Annotated in this window: 25 protein-coding genes and 1 pseudogene; 25 read left to right on the forward strand and 1 reads right to left on the reverse strand. The window is 55.5% G+C overall.

What is annotated here, in order from left to right; translation table 11 throughout:
• Positions 1 to 11: 11 nt before the first annotated feature.
• The 22 genes and pseudogenes from ERD80_RS05450 (at position 12) to ERD80_RS05555 (ending at position 16,404) form a co-directional block, all read left to right on the forward strand.
• On the forward strand, positions 12 to 347 hold the full coding sequence (locus tag ERD80_RS05450; protein WP_136546082.1) for a phage holin, lambda family: 336 nt from the start codon (positions 12 to 14) through the stop codon (positions 345 to 347).
• Positions 334 to 753 (forward strand): structural protein, encoded by a 420-nt coding sequence (locus ERD80_RS05455; RefSeq protein ID WP_136546084.1) that lies wholly within the window; start codon positions 334 to 336, stop codon positions 751 to 753. The genes ERD80_RS05450 and ERD80_RS05455 overlap by 14 nt, the downstream gene beginning before the upstream one ends.
• A gap of 323 nt (positions 754 to 1,076) precedes the next feature.
• Positions 1,077 to 1,403, forward strand: coding sequence for a hypothetical protein (locus tag ERD80_RS05460; protein WP_248295828.1), 327 nt, complete (start codon positions 1,077 to 1,079; stop codon positions 1,401 to 1,403).
• 160 nt (positions 1,404 to 1,563) lie between these two features.
• Positions 1,564 to 2,139, forward strand: a complete 576-nt coding sequence (locus ERD80_RS05465; RefSeq protein ID WP_136546086.1) for a hypothetical protein — start codon at positions 1,564 to 1,566, stop codon at positions 2,137 to 2,139.
• Positions 2,136 to 2,432 carry a hypothetical protein gene (locus ERD80_RS05470; RefSeq protein ID WP_248295829.1) on the forward strand — a complete coding sequence of 99 codons (297 nt, stop codon included), beginning with the start codon at positions 2,136 to 2,138 and terminating at the stop codon, positions 2,430 to 2,432. Before ERD80_RS05465 ends, ERD80_RS05470 begins: the two co-directional genes overlap by 4 nt.
• Positions 2,433 to 2,600: 168 nt before the next feature.
• A complete protein-coding gene (locus tag ERD80_RS05475; RefSeq protein ID WP_136546088.1) occupies positions 2,601 to 3,137 on the forward strand; it encodes a DUF1441 family protein in 537 nt (178 codons plus the stop codon).
• The gene (locus ERD80_RS05480) at positions 3,137 to 5,236 is read left to right on the forward strand and encodes a phage terminase large subunit family protein (protein ID WP_211145565.1); all 2,100 of its coding nucleotides are present in this window, start codon (positions 3,137 to 3,139) and stop codon (positions 5,234 to 5,236) included. The genes ERD80_RS05475 and ERD80_RS05480 overlap by 1 nt, the downstream gene beginning before the upstream one ends.
• Positions 5,233 to 5,445 carry a hypothetical protein gene (locus tag ERD80_RS05485; RefSeq protein WP_136546090.1) on the forward strand — a complete coding sequence of 71 codons (213 nt, stop codon included), beginning with the start codon at positions 5,233 to 5,235 and terminating at the stop codon, positions 5,443 to 5,445. Before ERD80_RS05480 ends, ERD80_RS05485 begins: the two co-directional genes overlap by 4 nt.
• The gene (locus ERD80_RS05490) at positions 5,445 to 6,950 is read left to right on the forward strand and encodes a phage portal protein (protein WP_211145566.1); all 1,506 of its coding nucleotides are present in this window, start codon (positions 5,445 to 5,447) and stop codon (positions 6,948 to 6,950) included. Before ERD80_RS05485 ends, ERD80_RS05490 begins: the two co-directional genes overlap by 1 nt.
• A 13-nt stretch (positions 6,951 to 6,963) precedes the next feature.
• Entirely contained in the window at positions 6,964 to 8,943 is a 1,980-nt protein-coding gene (locus ERD80_RS05495) for a ClpP-like prohead protease/major capsid protein fusion protein (RefSeq protein WP_211145567.1), read from the forward strand.
• A 72-nt stretch (positions 8,944 to 9,015) separates the two neighbouring features.
• Positions 9,016 to 9,336 carry a capsid cement protein gene (locus ERD80_RS05500; RefSeq protein WP_136546094.1) on the forward strand — a complete coding sequence of 107 codons (321 nt, stop codon included), beginning with the start codon at positions 9,016 to 9,018 and terminating at the stop codon, positions 9,334 to 9,336.
• Positions 9,337 to 9,361: 25 nt separating this feature from the next.
• Positions 9,362 to 9,649, forward strand: a complete 288-nt coding sequence (locus ERD80_RS05505) for an ATP-binding protein (RefSeq protein WP_136546096.1) — start codon at positions 9,362 to 9,364, stop codon at positions 9,647 to 9,649.
• Complete coding sequence (locus tag ERD80_RS05510; RefSeq protein WP_136546098.1) at positions 9,612 to 10,172, forward strand: phage tail protein; 561 nt, start codon at positions 9,612 to 9,614, stop codon at positions 10,170 to 10,172. Before ERD80_RS05505 ends, ERD80_RS05510 begins: the two co-directional genes overlap by 38 nt.
• On the forward strand, positions 10,169 to 10,567 hold the full coding sequence (gpU, locus tag ERD80_RS05515) for a phage tail terminator protein (RefSeq protein WP_136546100.1): 399 nt from the start codon (positions 10,169 to 10,171) through the stop codon (positions 10,565 to 10,567). Before ERD80_RS05510 ends, gpU begins: the two co-directional genes overlap by 4 nt.
• Positions 10,568 to 10,576: 9 nt before the next feature.
• A pseudogene (locus ERD80_RS05520) lies at positions 10,577 to 11,038 on the forward strand (phage tail tube protein); the annotation flags it as partial.
• A gap of 62 nt (positions 11,039 to 11,100) precedes the next feature.
• Positions 11,101 to 11,496 (forward strand): phage minor tail protein G, encoded by a 396-nt coding sequence (locus ERD80_RS05525; RefSeq protein ID WP_136546104.1) that lies wholly within the window; start codon positions 11,101 to 11,103, stop codon positions 11,494 to 11,496.
• An 8-nt stretch (positions 11,497 to 11,504) separates the two neighbouring features.
• Positions 11,505 to 11,810, forward strand: a complete 306-nt coding sequence (locus ERD80_RS05530; RefSeq protein ID WP_136546106.1) for a phage tail assembly protein T — start codon at positions 11,505 to 11,507, stop codon at positions 11,808 to 11,810.
• 346 nt (positions 11,811 to 12,156) lie between these two features.
• Positions 12,157 to 14,367: a phage tail tape measure protein gene (locus ERD80_RS05535; RefSeq protein WP_248295830.1), complete on the forward strand. Its 2,211-nt coding sequence runs from the start codon at positions 12,157 to 12,159 to the stop codon at positions 14,365 to 14,367.
• Positions 14,367 to 14,696 (forward strand): phage tail protein, encoded by a 330-nt coding sequence (locus tag ERD80_RS05540; protein ID WP_136546142.1) that lies wholly within the window; start codon positions 14,367 to 14,369, stop codon positions 14,694 to 14,696. The genes ERD80_RS05535 and ERD80_RS05540 overlap by 1 nt, the downstream gene beginning before the upstream one ends.
• A 10-nt stretch (positions 14,697 to 14,706) precedes the next feature.
• Positions 14,707 to 15,408 (forward strand): phage minor tail protein L, encoded by a 702-nt coding sequence (locus tag ERD80_RS05545; protein WP_136546110.1) that lies wholly within the window; start codon positions 14,707 to 14,709, stop codon positions 15,406 to 15,408.
• Complete coding sequence (locus ERD80_RS05550; RefSeq protein ID WP_136546112.1) at positions 15,405 to 15,764, forward strand: C40 family peptidase; 360 nt, start codon at positions 15,405 to 15,407, stop codon at positions 15,762 to 15,764. The genes ERD80_RS05545 and ERD80_RS05550 overlap by 4 nt, the downstream gene beginning before the upstream one ends.
• Entirely contained in the window at positions 15,751 to 16,404 is a 654-nt protein-coding gene (locus ERD80_RS05555) for a tail assembly protein (RefSeq protein WP_136546144.1), read from the forward strand. The genes ERD80_RS05550 and ERD80_RS05555 overlap by 14 nt, the downstream gene beginning before the upstream one ends.
• A 56-nt stretch (positions 16,405 to 16,460) precedes the next feature.
• Here the strand turns inward: ERD80_RS05555 and ERD80_RS05560 are convergent, their stop codons facing one another.
• Positions 16,461 to 16,772, reverse strand: coding sequence for an Arc family DNA-binding protein (locus tag ERD80_RS05560; RefSeq protein ID WP_136546114.1), 312 nt, complete (start codon positions 16,770 to 16,772; stop codon positions 16,461 to 16,463).
• Positions 16,773 to 17,105: 333 nt separating this feature from the next.
• On the opposite strand from ERD80_RS05560, the gene ERD80_RS05565 reads away from it, so the two are divergent.
• The 3 genes from ERD80_RS05565 to ERD80_RS05575 all read left to right on the forward strand — a co-directional run bounded on the left by ERD80_RS05565 (position 17,106) and on the right by ERD80_RS05575 (position 22,043).
• Complete coding sequence (locus tag ERD80_RS05565) at positions 17,106 to 17,741, forward strand: Bro-N domain-containing protein (RefSeq protein ID WP_238561745.1); 636 nt, start codon at positions 17,106 to 17,108, stop codon at positions 17,739 to 17,741.
• Between the two features lie 72 nt (positions 17,742 to 17,813).
• Complete coding sequence (locus tag ERD80_RS05570; protein ID WP_136546118.1) at positions 17,814 to 18,548, forward strand: phage antirepressor KilAC domain-containing protein; 735 nt, start codon at positions 17,814 to 17,816, stop codon at positions 18,546 to 18,548.
• A gap of 66 nt (positions 18,549 to 18,614) precedes the next feature.
• Positions 18,615 to 22,043: a host specificity protein J gene (locus ERD80_RS05575; protein WP_136546120.1), complete on the forward strand. Its 3,429-nt coding sequence runs from the start codon at positions 18,615 to 18,617 to the stop codon at positions 22,041 to 22,043.
• The last annotated feature ends 176 nt before the right edge of the window (positions 22,044 to 22,219 follow it).

A 22,219-nucleotide genomic window follows, 5' to 3' on the forward strand; every position in this document is an offset into this window, starting at 1 on the left:
GAGGAGAATCAATGCACAACAATCTGAATGGCTGGCCAGCTTTAGAAGCGCTGATACAAAGCTGGTGGCGGGGAGAAACGCCTGTTGGGGCTATTCTGCTGGCGATGTTTATGGCTGTGCTGCGTATCGCTTATACCGGCGGAGGCTGGAAAAGAATGATCCTCGAAGGTCTGCTGTGTGGTGCGCTGACATTAACCGTCGCCTCAGGACTGGCTTATCTCGACTGGCCGCGAACGGCAACCATCGCGATCGGCGGCGCTGTCGGCTTCATCGGGGTAGATTCCCTGCGCGCTTTTGCCTTGCGTTTTATTAATAATCGTCTCGGTGATAAAAATGAAAGCGAATAATGCCCGCGGGATTCGTAATAATAATCCCGGCAACATACGATGGGGAGATCACTGGCGGGGACTCGTTCCGCAGTTACAGCAAACAGACAAAGCGTTCTGCCAGTTCGTCAGCCCGGAGTACGGTATTCGGGCCATGATGATGATTCTGAAACGCTATCAAAAGCAGCATGGCCTCAATACGATCGCGGGCATCATTCACCGCTGGGCACCGCCTGAAGAAAATGACACGCAGGCCTACATTGATAGTGTAGTCACCGTGGCCGGTATTCCTGCCCACCAGCATATTAACCTAACGGACAGCACGACGATGTTGAAACTAGTCCGGGCCATTATCGTTCACGAAAACGGATCTCAGCCTTACGATGTTGCCGTCCTAAAAAGAGCTGAGAAACTGGTGCATGAATAATCAGCGACTGGCGGGGCCTGTTACCCAGGAATCAGCCGGGCCGCAGCGTGGGCTTCACGTGTTATTGCCGTAGCAAAACTTTTGTACGGCATTGCCAGAGTAATTACCGTCATTAAGTGGTGGTGACATGAAAGTCTGGATGTTTGTTGGGCTACTTATAGTTTTTTTAACGCTCTGCTGGGCGACCGACCATTTCCATAATGGAATGCTACAGGCCCAAAAGGCAGAGCATGACGCCCGAAAAGAACAGCTGAAATCTCAGTCCGTCCTTAAAAACACGCTAGCAGTAATCACGCTGTTTCAGGATATAGCCCAGATCACGCATGAAAACAGGCGAAGCAATGTTGCCGAAAGTGAGAAGCGCGTTGTACGTATCAGGAAAGAGCTGCGTGAAGATAACTGTGCTCATCAGCCTGTTCCTGCCGTTGCTGCTGACCAGCTGCGCGCGCACAGAGAGAGAATTCATGCCCACTCCCGTGGTACCAATACCCTCAGAACTGCTGGTGGACTGTGAAGTCCCTGATATCCCTGAGCATATGACTTACGGTGACAGCCTGGAATTGAATGAAAAGCTTCTTACTGTCATTGAGAACTGCAACCTCGACAAAGAAGCCATTCGAAAAATTGAAGAAAACCGGGCCTCGCAATAGCGGGGCGTTTTTATGTCCGCAGTAAACCCACGCGCAACTCACGCGCATCTTAACTCAGAACCTTTCAGGGTGACCCTTGAGGAATTCGGCTGGCTGTCGGATGCCTTCTGAGGACCGTATTCCTGTGAGACAAGGTTCACCGCTTAAAGGTAATTCCGATATGAACACTGAACTGACATTCAACGATCAAGCTATTGTCCCTTTTGACAATGGTGATGGAAAAATTTGGTTCACCACCGAAGCATTGGCGGCACTCCTCGGTTATGCAAACGCTGGAAAGGTATCGAATATCTACATTCGTCATAAAGATGAATTTACCGAAAGCATGACTATGATGACCAAAGTGAGGATGGATGGGATAAACAACAGCTTACGTGAAGTTGGAGTGCGTTTGTTCTCACCTCGCGGTGCTCATCTGATTGGAATGGTGGCACGTACGAAAATCGCTAAGGATTTGCGTATCTGGCTGCTGAACCTGGCAGAGAAAGAGTCAGGTATTGAACTCGGTCAGCTCCCGGTCAGCGAACTTGTCTGCCTCACGGGTCAGAAACTTCACGATGCGATTGCAGTGTTTGACCAGAAATCATTCACCTTACGTGGGCAGCGCGGCAGCGGACTCATGGCGCAGCGTAAGCGCGATATAAAACGAGTGAAAGAAGCGACGCGCCTGGCACTCAGTCTTACACAGATGGTCATTCCGGATCTGGGGGAGTTTGCTCTGGAGGAGACAATATGAATCTGACGCCCACACAGTTTCTGGAGAAACATATCATCTCAGAACTCACTCATCAGGGCTTCGCAATTGAAGTCGCAAATATAGGCGCGCGCGAGGCTCTGAAGTTCTATTGTCGCGCTGGCTCTTGCGGTGGAAAAAATAAGATGTTCGACGAATGTCTGAGCGTGGCGAAGGCGTGGGCGATAAAAAGCCAAAGCAAAAAGAAAAACACTCTCCCACCACGCACTAAACCTGCGGGTCCTTCCAGCGGTGTGCCCTGTCCACGAGGCGGCGGCCCCGCGGAAAACGGCTGATTTTTGCATTTTCATGGTGGCGGCGGCAGCTCTCTTAACTCTATGAAAATAATGAATAATTTTTAAGATCACCTGTACACTTTTTTTATGGGGGTGTCATTAGACCAGTTCGTAATATCATGAATTTACTTAATAAAATTGGTTTTCACCTGCCAGGTTGAGCTGCCTATGTCGAATGTAAGTGGAATCGGTGATGCTTATCACTGGAGCGTGTTCAAGATCGCAGAGGCTTTCGGACTGCACCGTGACACCGTAAAAAAGCGCCTCTTCGCCGCCAACATTCCGGTGGCTGCGACAGCTAGGGGTAATCCCGTATATGCGCTGCAGCATGTCGGACCGGCCCTGTTCGGCGTGAAGTGTGAAACCGCTGACTCCGTTCATGATCCGTCCCGGATGGAGCCGAAAGAGAGAAAGGACTGGTATCAGTCAGAAAATGAAAGGATCAAGCTGGAAAAAGAGCAGCGCAAACTCATCCCTGTGGATGAAGTGGTCGTTGTTTATTCGTCAATGAGAAAGGCTGTCGTGCAGGTTCTGGAGACTATTCCGGATATTCTCGAGCGCGATTGTGCCCTTTCACCACAGGCTGTCAGCGTCGTACAGAAATCAATCGATGACCTGCGGTATACCCTCCAGGAAAAATCATATGAGGCTTGTGCTGCGGAGTTAATGCCGGGCGATCAAGGAGAAAGCCACGAGGAGGAATAATGAGTTTTTCATCAGCCCGAAATTCTGGCAGGGACATCGCGGCAGGGTTTTCCCCACCACGTCGCATGCCGGTTTCAGAGGCTGTGAGAAAATTCATGCGTGTTCCCAAAGGTGCCGGTAACTCGGTTCCCTGGGAGCCAGAGCTGACCCCTTATATCATCGAACCGATGAACTGCCTGACATCGCGTGAATATGATGCGGTGATTTTTGTCGGTCCGGCCCGTACCGGAAAAACGATCGGCCTCATTGACGGCTGGATTGTTTATACGATTGTCTGCGATCCCTCAGACATGCTAGTCGTGCAGATGACGGAGGACAAGGCCCGGGAACATTCTAAAAAGCGCCTGGACAGAACCTTCAGAAGCAGCGCAGCGGTCAAGAAAAGAATGAGTCCCCGCCGCAACGATAACAATGTCCATGACAAGACGTTCAGAGACGGCTCATTTCTTAAAATCGGCTGGCCTTCAGTGAATATTCTGTCGTCGTCGGATTACCGGTTTGTCGCGCTGACCGATTACGACCGCTTTCCGGAGGACATCGACAGCGAGGGAGACGGCTTCTCTCTTGCATCCAAACGAACCACGACCTTTATGTCTGCTGGTATGACGCTGGTGGAAAGCTCACCCGGCCGGGATATCTGCGATACAAAATGGAAAGCCTCAACCCCTCACGAAGCGCCGCCCTCAACCGGGATACTGTCACTGTATAACCGGGGCGATCGCCGACGCTGGTACTGGCCCTGCCCACACTGCGGGGAATACTTTCAGCCAGAAATGGCCAATCTCATGGGCTATCACGATGATATCGACCTGGTGCGGGCCAGTGAGGCTGCACGTCTACAGTGCCCGGCCTGTCAACACATTATCGCTCCGGAGATGAAACGGGAATTGAACATCCGCGGGGTCTGGCTGAGGGATGGCGAGGCGATTGATCGCGACGGGAACATGACCGGGGAGGGGCGTCAGTCGAGGATTGCCTCATTCTGGATGGAGGGACCGGCGGCGGCCTATCAGACCTGGGCACAACTGGTTTTTAAATACCTCACTGCTGAACAGGACTATCAGAAAACGGGTAGCGAAGAAACGCTCAAAGCGGTCGTCAACACTGACTTTGGCCGGCCTTATCTTCCCCGGGCTGCGTTTGAACAGCGCAGGGGAGAGCTTCTGGAACAGCGGGCTGAGGAGATCCCCGAGCGAACCGTCGCGGACGGCGTGAACTTTCTGGTGGCAACCGTGGACGTTCAGGGCGGCCGGCATCGTCGGTTTGTGGTACAGGTTACCGGCTACGGCAGCATGGGAGAACGGTGGATAGTTGATCGGTATAGCCTCCGCCATTCGCAGCGCTGCGACGACGGAGGAGAAAGCTGCCGCCTTGATCCTGCCAGTTACCCTGAAGACTGGGATTTGCTTATCCCGGATGTGCTGCACAAAACCTGGCAGCTGGCCGGCGACCCGTCAAAGCGCATGTCACTGATGGCGATGGCGGTGGACTCCGGCGGTGAGGATGGCGTCACTGATAATGCGTATCGGTTCTGGCGTAAATGCCGCCGGGAGGGCGAGGGAAAGCGGGTTTACCTGTTTAAGGGCGACAGCCACAAGCGGGAAAAGCTGATCACCAGGACCTGGCCTGACAATACCGGGCGTTCAGCCCGGCGGGCAAATGCCGCCGGCGATGTTCCCCTCTACCTGCTCCAGACGGATGCGCTCAAGGACCGCGTCAATAACGCGCTGTGGCGCGACGCGCCGGGACCAGGTTATGTCCATTTCCCGGCGTGGATCGGCAGCGGGTTTTATGACGAGCTCACCTATGAAGAGCGCACGCCTGATGGCCGGTGGCGTAAACCGGGGCGCGGAGCCAATGAAGGATTTGACCTCCTTGTCTATGCCGAGGCGCTGGTGATGCTGCATGGGTACGAAAAAATCAAATGGCCTGATGCTCCTTCATGGGCGCGCCGGGAAACCTGGATTGAAGAGAGTGAAACCGATAGCGCTGCGGAACGAGAGGCTTCCCGCCTGAATAACCGCGTCCACACATCCACATCAGGCACGACGACCGATATGACTAACAATCCCTGGATTACAAACGGAGGCTGGGTATGAACCAAGGCGATGTGGAAGCCATGATCCGTGCTTACACCGAGGCAGAAATTGCCGTTCTGGGCGGCAAAACTATCATGCTGAACGGGCAGTCCATGACCATGGAGAACCTGACAGCGATTCGTGACGGGCGGCAGGAGTGGGAACGCCGTCTGACCCGATTGCTTGAGAAGCGCACCGGGCAACCAGACTATCGCCTGGCGAGGTTCTGATGTCGCTTCTGGATCAGGCAATCGGCTTTTTCTCGCCGTCGTGGAAGGCCGCCAGGCTGCGTGCCCGCATGCAGATCCGCGCCTATGAGGCCGCGACCCCCTCGCGAACGCACAAAGCCAGACGCGAAACGCGCTCCGCCAACCAACTCAATCAGGCCGGTGCTATTTCCCTCCGTCAGCAGGCCAGAGCGCTGGATGCAAACCACGACCTGGTGATTGGGATACTGGACAAGCTTGAAGAACGCGTGATTGGTTCAAGAGGCATCATCGTGGACCCCCATCCGCTGCTTAAAAACGGTCGGGTGGCGACAGAGCTTGTTAAATCCATTCGTAAAAAATGGGCTGAGTGGTCACTTCGGCCTGATGTCACCGGTGAGTTCTCCCGGCCGGTGCTGGAGCGTCTGATGCTGCGCACCTGGCTCAGGGACGGGGAGGTTTTTGCTCAGATAGTGAGCGGACATGGGACAGGGCTTAGCGCTGACGGTGGGGTACCCTTCTGGCTTGAGGCGCTTGAGCCCGATTTCGTGACCATGAACTCCGATCCCGCCACCGGTCTGATTCAGGGCGTCTGGCTAAACGAATGGGGTAAGCCGCAAAAGTACCAGGTCTATAAAAACCTTCCCGTCAGCGGTTTGCTGTCGGATACCAAAGACGTGCCCTCTGACACCATGCTGCACCTTAAATTTTCACGGCGCCTGCACCAGGTCAGGGGCATTACTCTGCTGTCCGGCGTAATGATCCGCCTGAGCGCCCTGAAAGATTACGAAGAAAGCGAACTGGTCGCGGCGCGCATTGCTGCTGCGCTGGGCATGTATATCAAAAAGGGTGATGGTCAGGACTATTCAGACAGCCTGAGTGACAGCGGTGAGCGTGAACTGACTATCCAGCCGGGCATGCTTTATGACGACCTTCGTCCGGGTGAAGAGATTGGCATGATCCGCTCAGACCGTCCCAACACCAGCCTTGAGTCATTCCGTAATGGCCAGTTACGGGCGGTGGCGGCGGGTACACGTCTGAGCTTTTCCAGCACTGCCCGCAATTACAGCGGGACATACAGCGCACAGCGGCAGGAGCTGGTGGAGTCTACTGACGGGTATCTCATCCTTCAGGACTGTTTTATTGCGGCCATCACGCGGCCGGTTTATCGCGCATGGCTGAAGCAGGCGGTTGCGGCGGGCGTCATTAAGCCGCCATCCGATATTGAGCTTTCCACACTATATGACGCCATTTATTCGGGTCCTGGCATGCCCTGGATCGATCCGGTGAAAGAGGCGACAGCTTGGAAAATTCAGATACGGGGTGGGGCGGCAACCGAATCCGACTGGGCACGGGCATGCGGCCGTAATCCTGATGAGGTTAAACGCCGCCGCAAAGCGGAAGTTGATGAAAACCGAAAAGAAGGGCTGGTGTTTGACACTGACCCGGCAAACGACAAAGGAGTCAGCAGTGACCGAGAAAATAAAGCCGATAAGCCAGCGTCAGGCGATACAGGCGAAGAAGACTGAATCCTGGTTCTGGATGGCCGCACGGGGCGAAGCTGAGGCAGAGATTTATATCTATGACGAAATCGGTTTTCAGGGGGTGCCGGCAAAACAGTTTATCAGTGACCTCCAGGCGCTTGGCGAGATCAAACATATCACCCTTCATATCAACTCGCCGGGTGGCAGCATTTTTGAAGGGATCGCCATTTTCAACGCCCTTAAATATCACCCTGCTGCGATTACGGTTCATGTCGACGGCGTGGCCGCGTCGATGGCTTCCGTTATCGCCATGGTCGGCAATCCGGTCATCATGCCGGCGAACAGTTTCATGATGATCCACAAGCCCTGGGCCGTCGCGGGCGGCGACGCCGATGACATGCGTGATTTCGCCGAACTGCTGGATAAGACAGAGGCTGTGCTTATTCCGGCGTATGCCGCAAAAACAGGGCTGTCCCGGGAGGTTATCGCCGGGATGCTGAAAGAGGAAACCTGGATGGACGGAACCCAGTGTGTCTCGCTGGGGTTCGCTGACCAGTTGGTGCCCGCGGTTCAGGCCATGGCCCACATTGATTCAAAACGTATCGAGGAGTACGAAAAAATGCCAGAAAACCTTCGCACTATGCTGACGCCCCCGCAGAACAGCGTGGCGCATGAGCCTGCTCAGCCCGCACCCCAGACCGTTTTAAATGAAACGGGGTTACGTGAGCAGTTTCTGGAAGAACAGCGCGCGCGCGCAGGGGCGCTAAACGATCTGTTTGGGATGTTTGGCGATAAATATCAGGCCCTGCAGACAGCGTGCATCGCCGATCCGACGTGCACGCTTGAGCTGGCACGAGAGAAGCTGCTGAATCAGATGGGCAAAGACAGTACCCCCTCAAACAAATCAGCCGCAACTCACATTTATGCCGGCAACGGTAACTTCACCGGGGACGGCATCCGACAAGCTATCATGGCGCGGGCCGGTCATGAGCCGCTTCAGGCGGATAATCCCTACAACGCCATGGCGCTTCGCGAACATGCACGCCTGTCTCTGACTGAGCGTGGATTTGGTGTGGCGAGTTATAACCCGCTGCAGATTGTCGGGCTGGCGTTTACGCACAGCACGTCCGATTTTGGCAATATCATGCTTGATGTGTCCGGCAAGTCCCTTCTTCAGGGCTGGACGGACGCACCGGAAACGTTTGAAGAATGGACCAAAAAAGGACAGCTGTCCGACTTTAAAGTCGCACACCGTGTGGGGCTGGGTGGCTTTCCTTCTCTGCGTCAGGTTCGCGAAGGTGCAGAGTACAAATACGTCACGACCTCTGACAAGCAGGCAACGATTGCACTGGCCACCTATGGTGAACTGTTCAGCATTACCCGGCAGGCCATCATTAATGACGATCTGAGCATGCTGACTGACGTCCCCATGAAACTCGGCCGCGCAGCGAAAGCCACTGTGGCGGATCTGGTGTACGCCATTCTGACCACGAACCCGCTACTTTCGTCAGACAGCCTGCCGCTGTTTGACAAGGCACGCCATGCCAACATGCTGGAAAAAGCCTCAATGGATGTGATTTCTCTGGATAAGGCCCGTCAGTTGATGCGCCGTCAGAAGGAAGGCGAACGCCATCTCAACATCCGTCCGGCTTTCGTGCTGGTGCCGACCGCCATGGAGTCCACGGCCAGTCAGGTCATCCGCTCAACGTCTGTCAAAGGTGCTGACACCAACGCAGGCATCATCAACCCCGTACAAAACTTTGCGACGGTCATTGCCGAACCCCGTCTGGATGACGCCAGCCAGAGCACGTTCTATCTGGCTGCAGCAAAAGGCTCGGACACGATTGAGGTCGCTTACCTTAACGGTGTGGATACGCCATTTATCGACCAGACGGAAGGCTTCACCTCGGATGGTATTACCACGAAAGTACGCATCGATGCTGGTGTGGCACCGATTGACTATCGCGGACTGGTGCAGTGCGTTGCCCCTGTAGTTGACCCTGAGGTTAACCCTAAAGTTAACCCTAAAGTGGCGTAACGCTCTGCGTGCCCGAAAGGGCTTTTTTTATGTCTTAAATCCGGTCCTCAGGGACCGTGAAGGAGAATCAGTATGGCAAAGAACTATCTGCAGGACGGTAAGACGCTGACGTTCATCGCAAAAGAAGACTATAAGAGCGGCGATATGGTGCAGGTGGGAGATCGTGTCGTTATCGCCGTCACCGATACGCCAAAAGGTTGCGCCGGCACCGGCCTGGCGGAAGGAGTTTTCATCCTGCCAAAACAAAAGGATGTCGCCATACAGGCCGGAAAACCTGTATCCAGGCTGGGCCAGCAGGTTGTCGCCGCTAAAGCGGATGGTACTGTGCCGATCGGTACCGCCTGGGAAAACGCCAGTGATAAGGCGGTCATGGTAGCCGTTAAGCTTGGATAACCGGGTAAAAAGTCTGGCTGACAGAATGGACCGTGTTACTGCACGCCGGTTTGGTCAGCCGGTGGTGATTAACGGGCGGGCAATGTGTGCAGCCGAACACGCCTTTACGGCTGACATGGGGCCATTGTGCGGCGAGGGGCTGTTACTCATTGTTTTCGACAGGGCTTATGAGCCCGGGCGGCACGACAGGGTTGAATGGCAGACAAAACGCTGGAGGGTGACCCGCTGGCAGCTTTACAACAACAAACCGCAGATCTGGCTGGAGGAGGAGAACGATGCAGGGACTGAGGCAGGCAATGATGAACCTGCATGAACTCGATCGTCAGCTGGTGCCCCGGGCTCTGGCGCAGGCGGTGAACCGCGTGGCGCGCCGCGTCATTACGTGCAGTACTCGCCAGGTCGCAAAGGAGACCGGCGTGCCACAGAGGCTGATCAGGCAGCGCGTCCGACTCCGGCTGGCCACGGCCAGCCATGCAGCCCCCTCTGCACGGCTGCTGATTAATCGTGGCAATTTGCCTGCGATCAGTCTGGGCGCAGCCCGAATGCAGCTATCCCGGCGCAAGACAGCGACCGGCCGGCACGGCAGTGTGCTGAAAATCGGGCGGTTTACTTTCCGGAATGCATTCATACAGCAACTGGCTAACGGCCGCTGGCATGTCCTGCAGCGGACCGGCCGCAGTCGCTATCCGGTGCAGGTCGTAAAAATCCCGCTATCCGGACCGCTGACCGAACGTTATCAGAAGGAAAGCCAGCAGCTGATGAAAACGGACATGCAGGCAGAGCTGGCTGGCGCGCTCAGACAGCAACTGAGACTATATGTCAGGAAAAGAGTGTGAAAAAACACGCTGAAATCAGGCGCACTTTTACGGATGCGCTTAAGTCCCACATCCGCGGGGCGGCCTTTTATGATGGCCGCCCCGTTTTTATTGATGAGAAAGAACTGCCTGCTGTGGCGGTGTATCTCTCAGACGCGCGCTACAGCGGGAGCTACCTGGATGCAGAAACCTGGCAGGCCACGCTGCATATTGAGGTATTCCTGCGGGCAACCCAGCCGGATACGGCACTCGATGAGTGGGTTGAATGCCATATTCTGCCCGCGCTCAGTAGCGTGCCGGCGCTGTCGTCCGTCATCGATGCGCTGTTGCCGCAAAGTTATGACTGGCAGCGTGACAGCGAGATGGCGAGCTGGGGATCAGCCGACCTCACTTATCTCATTACCTATCAGATGTAAGGAGCCCTTATGGCCACACCTAATCCACTTGCGTCGGTGAAAGGCGCAGGGACCACTTTGCTGATTTTTACCGGCAATGGCGATGCCACGGCTAAACCGCTGGACGATAACGGCTGGACGCGGCTGGCGCAGATCCGCGAGCTTCAGCCTGGCGAAATCAGCGCGGAAAGTTACGACGATACCTGGCTCGACGATCCGAATGCCGACTGGAAAGCCACGGCGCAGGGCGAGAAGTCGGCCGGCGAAGCCAGCATCACCCTTGCCTGGAAACCCGGTGAGCAGGGACAGAAAGATTTACTGAGCTGGTTTCACAGCGGGGAGGTGCGCTATTACAAAATCCGCTATCCGAACGGCACGGTCGATCTGTTCCGGGGCTGGGTCAGCAGCCTGGGCAAGACCATTCCGGCAAAAGAGGTCATCACGCGAACCATCAAAGTAACGAACAGCGGCCGTCCGGTTCTGGCTGAGGAAATTCCGCAGTCGCCTGCACCTGTGCCACATTCTGACAATAACCCTGAGAAAGGAGCCCTCTGATGTTTCTGGAAAAGACCGTGTTTCATTACGGGCCTGAGCAAATGGAGTTATCTGAACTGACAGCGCTGCAGCGCGCCGAGTTTTTTGATTTTTTTGCCAGTTCTGACGTGGTTAAAGATAAGACCCTCACTGACGCAGCCCGGAACGCAGCCCTTGTCAGGCTGAATACGGAGTCGTATGCCTGGCTTGTCTCGCGTGCGATCTGGAACTGTCATCGTGAGGTGGACGTTAACGATATTTTTCAGGGGATCCTGGCCGACTGGTCCGAAAAGGCGCTGTGTCTGGCTGCGGAAAAGGTGATGGTTCTCAGCGATCTCAACGGGGATGGAAAGCCGGCCGAGCCATCCGGCCCCGGGGAGGATGACGTGAAGGTAAAGCCGATGGACGGGAGCTGACATTTATCATGTTTCTGGCCCATGAGTTTCGCCGCCCTGACTGGCGCCGGATGCTGAGCGAGATGACGTCTTCTGAACTCGCTGACTGGCAGCGTTATTTTGCCGCGGTGCCGTTCAGCCATCGCCTGCTGGATGCGGAATTTGCGGCGCTCAGCAGCACAATGGTGGCGCTCGCCACTGGCGAATGCGGACTGACTGCAGAAGATTTCAGCCTGCTCAGTCGCTCTGAAACCGGTGACCTCATGACTGATGACATGTTGATGAGCGTGGCCGAGTCCATGGGAGGAGAACGCCATGTCCCAGCAGATCGCTGATCTTGTCGTAAACCTTGGGGCTGAGACTGCCCGGTTTCACGAGCAAATGGGCCGGGTCGAACGCCAGCTGAAAAACGCGGGGCAGCAGGCCGGGCGCACTGCGCAGCAGGTTTGCTCCGCTTCGCGCGCTGAAGTGCAGGCCACGCAGGCAAAAGCCCGCTTTCTCAGCCAGCTCAAGGCACAGCTGGCCACACAACGGCTTTCACGTGAGGAGATGCTGAGAACGCGCGCGGCACAGCTGGGGCTGGGCGACGCGGCGGAAATCTATATCCGTAAGCTGGAGTCGGCCCGTCAGAAAACGCACTCTCTTGGACTGGAAAGTGCGGCGGCGCGGCGCGAGCTTGGCGTGTTGTTTGGCGAAATGGCGCGGGGCAATTTTGGGGCACTTCGTGGCTCCGGCATTACGCTTGCGAATAATGCCGGATGGATAGAAAAGCTGATGACCCTGCGCGGTCTGAGCATAGCCGGGATGGTGGGCGGTATTGCCGCTGCTGTCTGGGGACTGGGGAGAGCCTGGTATCAGGGCAGTCAGGAAGCAGAGACCTTTAACAGGAAGCTTATCCTCACCGGCCACTATGCCGCCCGGACGACCTCAGCGCTTCAGGCGATGAGCCGCTCTCTGGCGGGCAACGGTATTACGCAGCATGACGCGGCTTCTGTGCTGGCGGAAGTCACCGGCTCGGGTTTATTTAACGGGCAGCACCTCCGGCAGGTCGCTGACGTCGCGGCCCGTCTAAAAACGGTGACCGGGCAGGCCACCGAAGAGACTATCCGGCAGTTTGCGCGGCTTCAGGACACACCCGTCACTGCTGTCCGGGAACTGGATAAATCCCTTCACTTTCTGACTGCTACTGAACTCGAAAACATCTCCCGACTGGCTGAGCAGGGACAGGAAACCGAGGCGGCTACACTGGCGATGGATCGTTACGCCGACACGCTGCGTCTTCGCAGCGATGAGGTGGCGCAGCACCTTGGCACGCTGGAAAAAACCTGGAAATGGCTGGGAGAGACTGCCGCAGGGACCTGGGATGCCATGCTGGGCATCGGGCGGGAACGTTCACTTGAAGACCAGATTGCTGCACTGAACGCAAAGATTCACGCTGGCGGACGGTCACTGGGCAAAGCCTGGGTTCCGGTGACGCAGCAGGACAGGGATCGGCTGTCCGGGCTTGAAGAACAGAAATTTCAGCGTGACCTGAAGGCCGCGCGGGACAAAGCCGCACAGGATGAGGAAATCCGTAAAAAACGCCGTTTAGATGCTGACCAGGCCCTGAAAAAACAGTACGAAACGGAAGAGGAAAAACACCAGCGCGCGCTGTCAGTTATTCGCTACTCGTGGGCGTCACGCGAGGTTAAAGAGGAGGCGATGCGCCGTGAAAAACAGCGCTATGACTCCCTTGCTGCAGGCCGCCGAAAAGGCATACGTCAGCCGTCCGCGGCAGCCCTCGCAGGCGAAAGGGCGCAGGCTGACATGCTGGCACTGCAGGCCCGACTACAGGCTCTGAAGACGCATCAGAAAGCCGGTTTTGTCAGCCAGCAGCGTAAAGACCTCTGGGCCTCCCAGGCGAAATTTCATGTTCTTGAGGAAGCCGCACAAAAACGCCAGCTGACCCATGAGGAAAAATCCCTGCTTGCCGGTAAAGCCGGCGTACTGCTTCAGCAGGAAAAACTGGCCGTGATGGGGGATGAAGTTGCGCTTCAGGAACGCATGAATCAGCTTAAGGTGCAGGCTGTAAAATTTACGGAGCAGCAGCGCCAGCGCACGCGGCAGGCGGAAATCGCGGCGCTTGAACACGGTCTGTCGGCACGTGAGGCGCAGCAGCATGCCAGCGTTACCCGACTCGGTGCTACCTATGCAGAGGCGCCAGATATGCTTGCTGCGGTGCTAAAGGCGCAGCAAAAAACCTGGCTGGCGGAAGAAAAGCTGCGGGCCGACTGGCTGGCGGGCGCAAAAGGCGCGTGGGCGGAGTACCGTGATGCGGCACTCGATGCCAACAGCCAGGTAAAACAGGCATCATCCAGAGCGCTTGATGGGTTAAGTGCACAGCTGAGTACCCTGCTGACCGAGGGGAAGGCCGGTTTTCGCGACTTTACCCGAAACGTTCTGAGCATGCTCACCCAGATCCTGATGAAAATGACGCTGGTCAGGGGCGTGGATTTTTTCGCCGGATTGCTTAAGCAACATGCGTTGTCATTTCATGCGCAGGGGGGCGCTTTTCATTCTCAGGGGCTTCGCGCCTTCAGCGGAACGGTGGTGCGTACCCCCACACTGTTTGCTTTTGCTCAGGGGGCGGGCGTCATGGGTGAAGCCGGACCGGAAGGCATTTTTCCCCTGCGTCGCGGGGCTGACGGTAAGCTTGGCGTGGTAGCCAGGATGTCAGGGGCCGGTCTGAAATACGCCCCCACCTTTAACGTGACCATTCACAACGATGGCCGCAACGGGCAGCTCGGGCCGGAGGCCGCCAGAATGATGTACGAGATGGGGCGTCAGGGCGCGAAGGATTTCTTCCTGCAGCAGCAGCGTGACGGCGGCATGATGAGCGGAGGCCGTGCGTGATGGAAACATTTGGCTGGAAGGTCAGGCCGGGCATGCGTGCAGCGCGTGAGCCGCGTGTACAGACCATCCGTTTTGGTGATGGGTATGAGCAGCGGCGCGCAGAGGGCCTGAATGCGATACAAAGCCGCTACACCATTATGTTGTCAGGTCCTCACACCGCTATGCAGGCGGTGGAGGGTTTTCTTACCCGGCACAAGGGAACCCAGGCTTTTCAATGGCAACCTCCCGGCCAGCCGGCAACCGGCATCTTTGTCTGCAGGAGCTGGTCAATCGTAAGGCTGGCAACGCGTACGGAATTAACCGGCGAATTTGAACAGGTTCCGGCATGAGGTAACAGCGATGAATACCCTTCCTTCTCAGACTCTGAGCGAACTGATTCGGACAGCGCCTTCTGCCCGGATCGATCTGTGGGAAGCCGATCTGACTGCGACAGGCGGCAGACGCTATTTTTTCTGCAACGAGCAGAACGAATGTGGCAAAGCCGTTCTCTGGCAAAAGCGGCGCTACCGTCCTTATCCCGTCAGAATCGAAGAGAGCAGTATGAACGGCAGGGGAGCGGCTGCACGGCCGTCACTCGTGGTGTCGAATCTGTATGGGATCGTGACCGGCCTGGCTGAAGCGCATCAGAGCCTGGTGGGGGCAACCGTCATACGTCGTGTCGTCTGCGCGCGTTTTCTGGACGCCGGGAATTTCAGGCTCGGCAATCCCTGGGCCGATCCGCAGCAGGAAGTGGTCAGCCGGTATATCATTGAGCAACTCGCTGAACTTACCTCCCTGACGGCCCGGTTCATTCTGGCCGTGCCGACGGAAACCGACGGCCTGGTATGTCCCGGGCGCATCATGCTGGCCGACCTTTGCCCGTGGGAATATTTGTCAAAAGACTGTGGGTATACCCGGCCACGTGATAAACACAAGCCTGTGCAATCCACAAGCAATGACACGCCTGATCACTGTGGTAACTGTGCGGCAGGTTGCCGGCAACGAAATAATATCGGGCGCTTTGGCGGTTTTCTCTCACTGAACGCTTACTCTACAGAATGATATCGACACAAAATGCAGCCTCCGTCGGGCACCTGTCAGAGGCTATCTTCGCTCACGCCCGGGCGTGTCATCCACAGGAGTGTTGCGGTCTGGTCATCCTGACACCGGACGGCTGCCAGTACCGCCCCTGCGCTAACGCATCCCCGGAGCCCAGCCGGCATTTTCTGATTACGCCTGAAGAGTATCTGAGCATTTCTGCTGCCGGCACGATCATCGCGCTGGTTCACAGCCATCCACACGGGCCACCTGAACTGAGTCCTGCGGACAGCGCCGCGATGAGGCACAGTGCCTGCAGCTGGTGGCTGGTCTGCGGTAACAACATCTATTGTTTTGGAGATGAAAATGCATCCCGCTGAATATCCCTTCGAAAGGACGCGGCCAGTAAGGGTATGCCTCTACGGCAGTCTGGCCAGGTCTGGCAGGCGCATTGATCTGCATGTGTCAACCGCTGCAGAAGCGCTGCATGCACTGGTGATGCAGTCCGGTGAGTTCAGACGCCTGTTCAGCGAAGGACTTTATCAGGTGCGTATTGCCGGCAGCGATGCAGATGCTGACACGCTCCATGCCCGCCTGCACGAAAGGCTTCCGGATGGCGCAGTGATTCATCTGGTACCCCGGCTGCAGGGCGCTTCCCGTCGCGGCCTGCTTCAGCTTTTTGCAGGCGCTGCGCTCATTGCGGCGTCATTTATTCCAGGCCTGAATGCGTTTGCCTGGACGGTAGGCGCGACAACCCTTTCGCTGAGCGGAGCGGCTTTTTCGCTGGGGGCCAGCCTGATGCTGGGCGGGGCCGCTCAGCTGCTGGCACCCCGACCGGCGGGCGCATCGGCCATGAATGACAAAAGTACCTGGTTTTCAGGCACAGATAACATGACAGCACAGGGCGCGCCGGTACCGGTCCTGTATGGAGAAATGCGGGTGGGGTCTCGCGTGATATCTCAGGAAATTGCCACCCGGGATATGAGCGGAGAAGGCAAAGTCATTGTTATCGGGCACTAAATGTTGCCCACTTTTATGTGTTTTTTATCCTGCATAAGATACTGATAAGTGTCATGTCAGGATTTTTTTTTAACGCTTGGAGACTTTGGCGTTAGGTCATATCTCTCAAGTAAGTGCTCAATCACGCTATTTTTTATGTTGTTCATTAGCTTCTTCACATCTTCCGTTTGTAATGTGATTTGCTCCCTCTCCAGAACAGCTGGATCTTGAGCAACATCATTACTGATGCGAATGTAAAAAGAAATTGCCTCGACCATCTCTGCGTTCATTGATCGACCATGCTTAGCGGCAAGTTCTGCAATTTGTTCCTTTAATTCATCGGGCAACCGTAGGTTTACCTGAGGGTGTCTGTATCTTCGTTCTGACATGTTCAATCCTTCGCCAAAGATGCGGGCGCTGCGCTATGAGTAAATAGTATGTGCGTACCCATTGACTAGCAATGCGTACCAAAATAATATGTATGCATACCTCATGCAGTGGAGGATTTATGAAAGTAAAAAGCTGTGCACACCTAAGCGGTTTGAGCGAGCAATGGAGGAGTAGGCGAAAAAGGAAGATCGTTCTTTTAGCAAGGAGTCGGTAAGGGCAATTATGCAATATGCAGAGAGACAGGGCATTAAGTGCCCAAAATGATAGAAGCCCAACGGTGGTCAGACCGTCGGGCTCCTTTAACCGAAAATCCCCAGCAAGGAATTTACGATATGAACACTCTAACTAAATCAGAATTTAACTTCCAGGGCAACGCTATCGTACCGGTGGCTAACTTGAGTGGTATCTGGCTCACTTCATTAGACATTGCTGCGGCTCTTCAGTACAGAAGCGGCAAATCGATCACTAACCTTTTCAATCAAAACTCTGACGAGTTCACCAGCGGTATGACTCAGGTCATTGAATCAGTGACCTCAGGAAATTACCGCAAAAAGGTGCGTATTTTCTCGCTTCGTGGCGCTCATTTGCTGGCTATTTTCGCTCGCACGCCGGTAGCTAAAGAGTTCCGCCGCTGGGTGCTGGATATTCTGGAGCAACAGGAAATGAAACAGGTTCCATCCAGACAGTTCAAGGATGAGGAGCTGCGCACTCTCTGCCTGCTATGGAGTCATTCAGTGAACATGCTGGGGAATATTGCAGATATTGCGCCGCTGCTCAGAGTGGCTGAACACAGACTTGCCGCTGAATTCAGCGCGATGCCGCATCTGTACGTTGATACCCTCAACAATGCCCGCGCCATGCTCGAGCGCGAAACGTTGCATATTGATATTTCAGGGGAGGCTGACCGCGACTGGCGGATACTGGACAAGCTGAGGTTAGGGAAGTACGCATCATTGTTTGGCGCTTAGAACAGCGCAAAAGAAAAAACCGCCAGTTGGCGCTGGCGGTCTACATCAATTAAAACGACCAAGGATCAATCGATGCTAACAGATAATTTAACAGTACGCGGATCCGTTGTCACGGAGAAAACCATCAACAGCCAGTCTTTGCTTGAGATGGTAAATGGCGCAAGGAAAACGTGTGGCGAACCGGCTGTTCGCAACAATAAATTCATCGAAAAAGTGATTGATGAACTGGATGGAGAGACCTACACAAAAAGTGTAGGTCGAAAAAACGGCGCAGATATTGATGTAATTACCATGTCCATCAAGCAGGCGCTTCGCGTGGCTGCCCGTGAGTCAAAAGCGGTTCGTCGCTCACTGGTCGACAAACTGGAGGCAATGAGTCAGCCGGAGTTTGATCCCATGGCTGCGCTGAATGATGCCGCGTTTCTTCGTGGCACTTTGCTGTCGTACAGTGAAAAAGTCATCGCGCTTGAGCACAGGGTTGAAGAGATGAAACCTGATGTTGAGGCGCTTGACCGCATCGCAAAAGCCCACGGCAGCATGTGCATTACTGACACTGCCAAACACCTGCAGATTCAGCCGAAATCGCTTTTCAAAATGTTGTCTGAAAATCACTGGATATACCGCCGCCCTGGCGGAAAAGCCTGGCTGGCGTATCAGGACCGCATTCAGGCGGGCGTGCTGGAGCATAAAGTTATCGTAATAGAACGGCCGGATGGCAGTGAGAAAATTATTGAGCAGGTGCTTGTTACAGCGAAAGGCCTGGCCAGATTGTCGAAAATACTCGGTATGAAGGTGGTCGTCGCGTAATTAGCTGGCTCACAGTTATCAAATAAACCCGCTTCGGCGGGTTTTTTATTTCACAAGAGAGTCGTTATGAGCATTTTTCATCGTCACGAAAAAACGCCGCACGACAGACCCGATAATCTCCGATCATCTCAGGTCCTGAGTGTTATTGATGTGATCAGTGAGGGCCCCATTGCCGGTCCTGTCAGTGGCATCAGAAGCGTACTGGTTAACGGCACACCTGTTCTGGGACCGGATGGCCGGGTCAATATCCCCGGCGTCAGCATGCGTTTTCATGCCGGATCAGCGGATCAGCGGCCGCTGGGCGGATTTGAGGCCTCGGCCCGGGAAACGCTGATCAATGCTGACGTGACCGCACTCAACCCCGTTACGCGCACGGTGGAGGGAAAAGACATTAACCGGCTTCGCCTGACGCTGGGCGTTCGCCAGCTCTTCTCGGTCAACAAGAAAGGAGAAACGCGTAATGCATCAGTGACCCTGAAGATCCTTATCCGGCATCCTCATGGCTCCAAAACGGAAAAGGAGATCACTGTGAAAGGGTGCACGCACGAACCGTTTGCGTTCTCGGTCGTGCTCGAAGAACTGCCCCCTGCGCCCTTTGACGTTTGCGTAACGCGCGTTACGCCGGACAGTAAAGACACTCGCCTGCTAAATAAGACATTCTGGGCCTCATACAGCGAAATCACGGATGCCCGTCAATGCTATCCCAATACGGCCGTCGTGGGGCTGAAGATTGACTCTGACAAGTCAGGCAACCAGCGGGCGGACCGCAATTACCTGATGCGGGGACGCCTGGTCAGGGTGCCGAATAATTATGACCCCGTAACGCGCAGCTATGGAAAAGAAGCGTGGAATGGGGACTTCATTGTAGCCTGGTCAGATAACCCAGCCTGGTGCCTCTATGACTTACTGACGCATCCGCGCTATGGCCTCGGTCAGCGTATGGGAATGGCGGACGTTGATAAGTGGGCGCTTTACAACATCGCACAATACTGTGATGGAAGCGTGAACGATGGATATGGCGGAAAGGAACCGCGCATCCGGTGTAACGCGTGGCTGACGCAGCAAAGAAAGGCCTGGGATGTCATCAGTGATTTCTGTGCCATGATGCGCTGCATGCCCGTCTGGAACGGTCAGCGCCTGACGTTTATTCAGGATGCCCCTTCAGATGTTGTCTGGACCTACACCAATGCCAGCGTGGCGGGCGGCCAGTTCCATTACAGCTTCAGCGCGCTGAAAGACCGCCATAACGCCGTAGAAGTGCGTTTTATCGATCCCCATAACAACTGGCAGCCGTCGGTTGAGCTGGTGGAAGACAGTGCGGCCATAAAGCGTTACGGACGCAACCTGCTGAAGATAGATGCCTTTGGGTGTACCAGCCGCGGGCAGGCACACCGGACCGGGTTATGGATCATCCAGACGGAGCTGCTGGAAACCCAGACCGCCGATTTTTGCGTGGGCGCAGAAGGGCTGCGCCATATTCCTGGCGACATCTTCGAAATCTGCGATAACGACTATGCCGGCACCACGGTCGGCGGCCGTATTGTGGATGTGGTACCGGAAACGAAAACCATCCGTCTTGACCGGCCCGTATCACTTTCAGGCGAGGGCGGTGCAACGCTTAATCTGATCAGCGAGTCTGGCGAGCCTTTTACTGTCAACGTGCACGGGCGTACTGAACACGACTGTGTGCAGGTGGATGCGTTACCCAAGGGGATGACATCGCTCAGCGTGGCCCCCGGAAGCGTGTGGGGGCTTAAACAGCCCGCACTGCGCAAGCGACTGTTCCGCTGCGTGGCCATTCGGGAAAGCGAAAACGGGGGATATGCGGTAACGGCGCTGCAGCACTGTCCGGAAAAGCAGGCGCGGGTGGATGACGGCAAATCCTTTTCGGCTGCCCCCACCAGCGTGCACGGAATGTTGCCGCCTGCTGTCCGGCATCTTCGAACAAGTGTGGACGTGTCATCCGGCCATATTCAGGCCACAGCACTGTGGGAAATCCTGCAGACAACCGGCAGCGTGCGCTTTGACGTACGCGTGACGCGCGGCGAGCGCGCCTCAGGTCTTCTGGTTTTCCGCTGTGCAACCGAACGCCCGGAATGTCTTTTCACGCTGCCGGATGCCGGCCGCTACACGTTAACCGTCACCGCGATCGGTGATGCCGGGCAGAAAGGTGATCCAGCCTCGACCGGCATCACCATTGCCGCGCCCGAGCCACCCGTCTCCATCGACGTGACGCCGGGCTACTTTCAGGTCTCGCTGGTGCCGCATCAGGCGATTTATGACGCCACGCTGCGTTATGAATTCTGGTATTCCGGAACCCGGCTCGCTGACGCGCAACAGGCCGAATCCCAGGCGCAGTATCTTGGAGAAGGACGCTGCTGGATAAAAGACGGCCTTATGCCGGGCAATGTTCACCATTTCTATATCCGTAGCGTGAACGCGCTGGGCAAATCTGCTTTCACCGAACAGTCCGCCAGTCCGAGCGACAAAGCGGACGATTATCTGGCGTTTTATAAAGGAAAAATCAGCGACACGCATCTTGACCAGAGCCTGCTGAAAACAATGACGCAGCTGTCAGAAGGTGCAGCAAGCATCGGAAAAATTGAGAAAAGCTGGAAGGACACGGAAGGGCGGCTGAACTCGCAGTGGTCGGTCAGACTGGAGCAGATGAAAAACGGCCAGTATTGTATGACCGGCTTCGGCATGGGGATCGAGGAAAAACCGGAGGGGATGCAAAGCCAAATCCTGATGGCTGCCGATCGCGTGGCTTTCGTCAATCCGGCAAACGGGAATGCCGTGCCTGCACTGGTCATTGAGCACAACGATATTTACTTCCGGGAAGCACTCATTAAGCATCTGCGTGCTGTCAGTCTGACCAGCGGTGGGTCACCGCCTTCATTCAGCCTGACGCCCGACGGGAAGCTGGCAGCAAAGCAGGCTGATATCAGCGGTACCCTGCGGGCGACCGCAGGCGAGCTTGAGAAGGTTCGTATCAGAGACAGCTGCACCATCGAGGGTGTGCTGGATGCGAAACAGATTACTGGAGATATATATAATGTTCAGTCCGGTGGCGTAACCTTGCCGAAGGGGGTCTTCAGCTGGTCAGACAAAGCGGGAGAACATGTTTTGTTCAAAATTGCTGGCGAGACCTTTGATCGCATCTTTGAATCAAATCTGACGCTGACCGCAGAGTGCATAAAAAACCGGCAGGAGTTTAAGTTGATCGTCCGGCATCATACAAAACCTGCCTTTTATGAAGATCATGTGCTTGCTTACGCTGATACCGGAAATAAAGGTAAATCACCTGGTATGAGTTACAAATTAAATGGCATCCGCTTGCCAGCGATCGGCCGTTCGCGTGTACATGAGATTATCATGGTCATTGGTAATAGTGGGCGTCGTGGAGGTGTTGTCTGTAAGGCCCCGCCCGGCGAGGTACCAAGGTTTACCGCTTACCGGGCCGGCCGGCAATTTGTCACGGGCGCTGAGCGATAATCATCGGCTGTGAACTGGTAGCGTACGCTCTTCAGCGCGGGCGGCGCATGCCTGCTGTCGGGCGGCAGGATATCCGCAGCAGGGGAGATGTTGCCGTCTGAAATGCGTGGCGACAGGTAAAAAAAAGCCCGAACGGATCGTCGGGCGGCATCAGGTCCGAGCCAGACCTCTCTGGT

Source organism: Pantoea sp. R102 (assembly GCF_004916815.1).
Taxonomy (GTDB): Bacteria; Pseudomonadota; Gammaproteobacteria; order Enterobacterales; family Enterobacteriaceae; genus Pantoea; species Pantoea dispersa.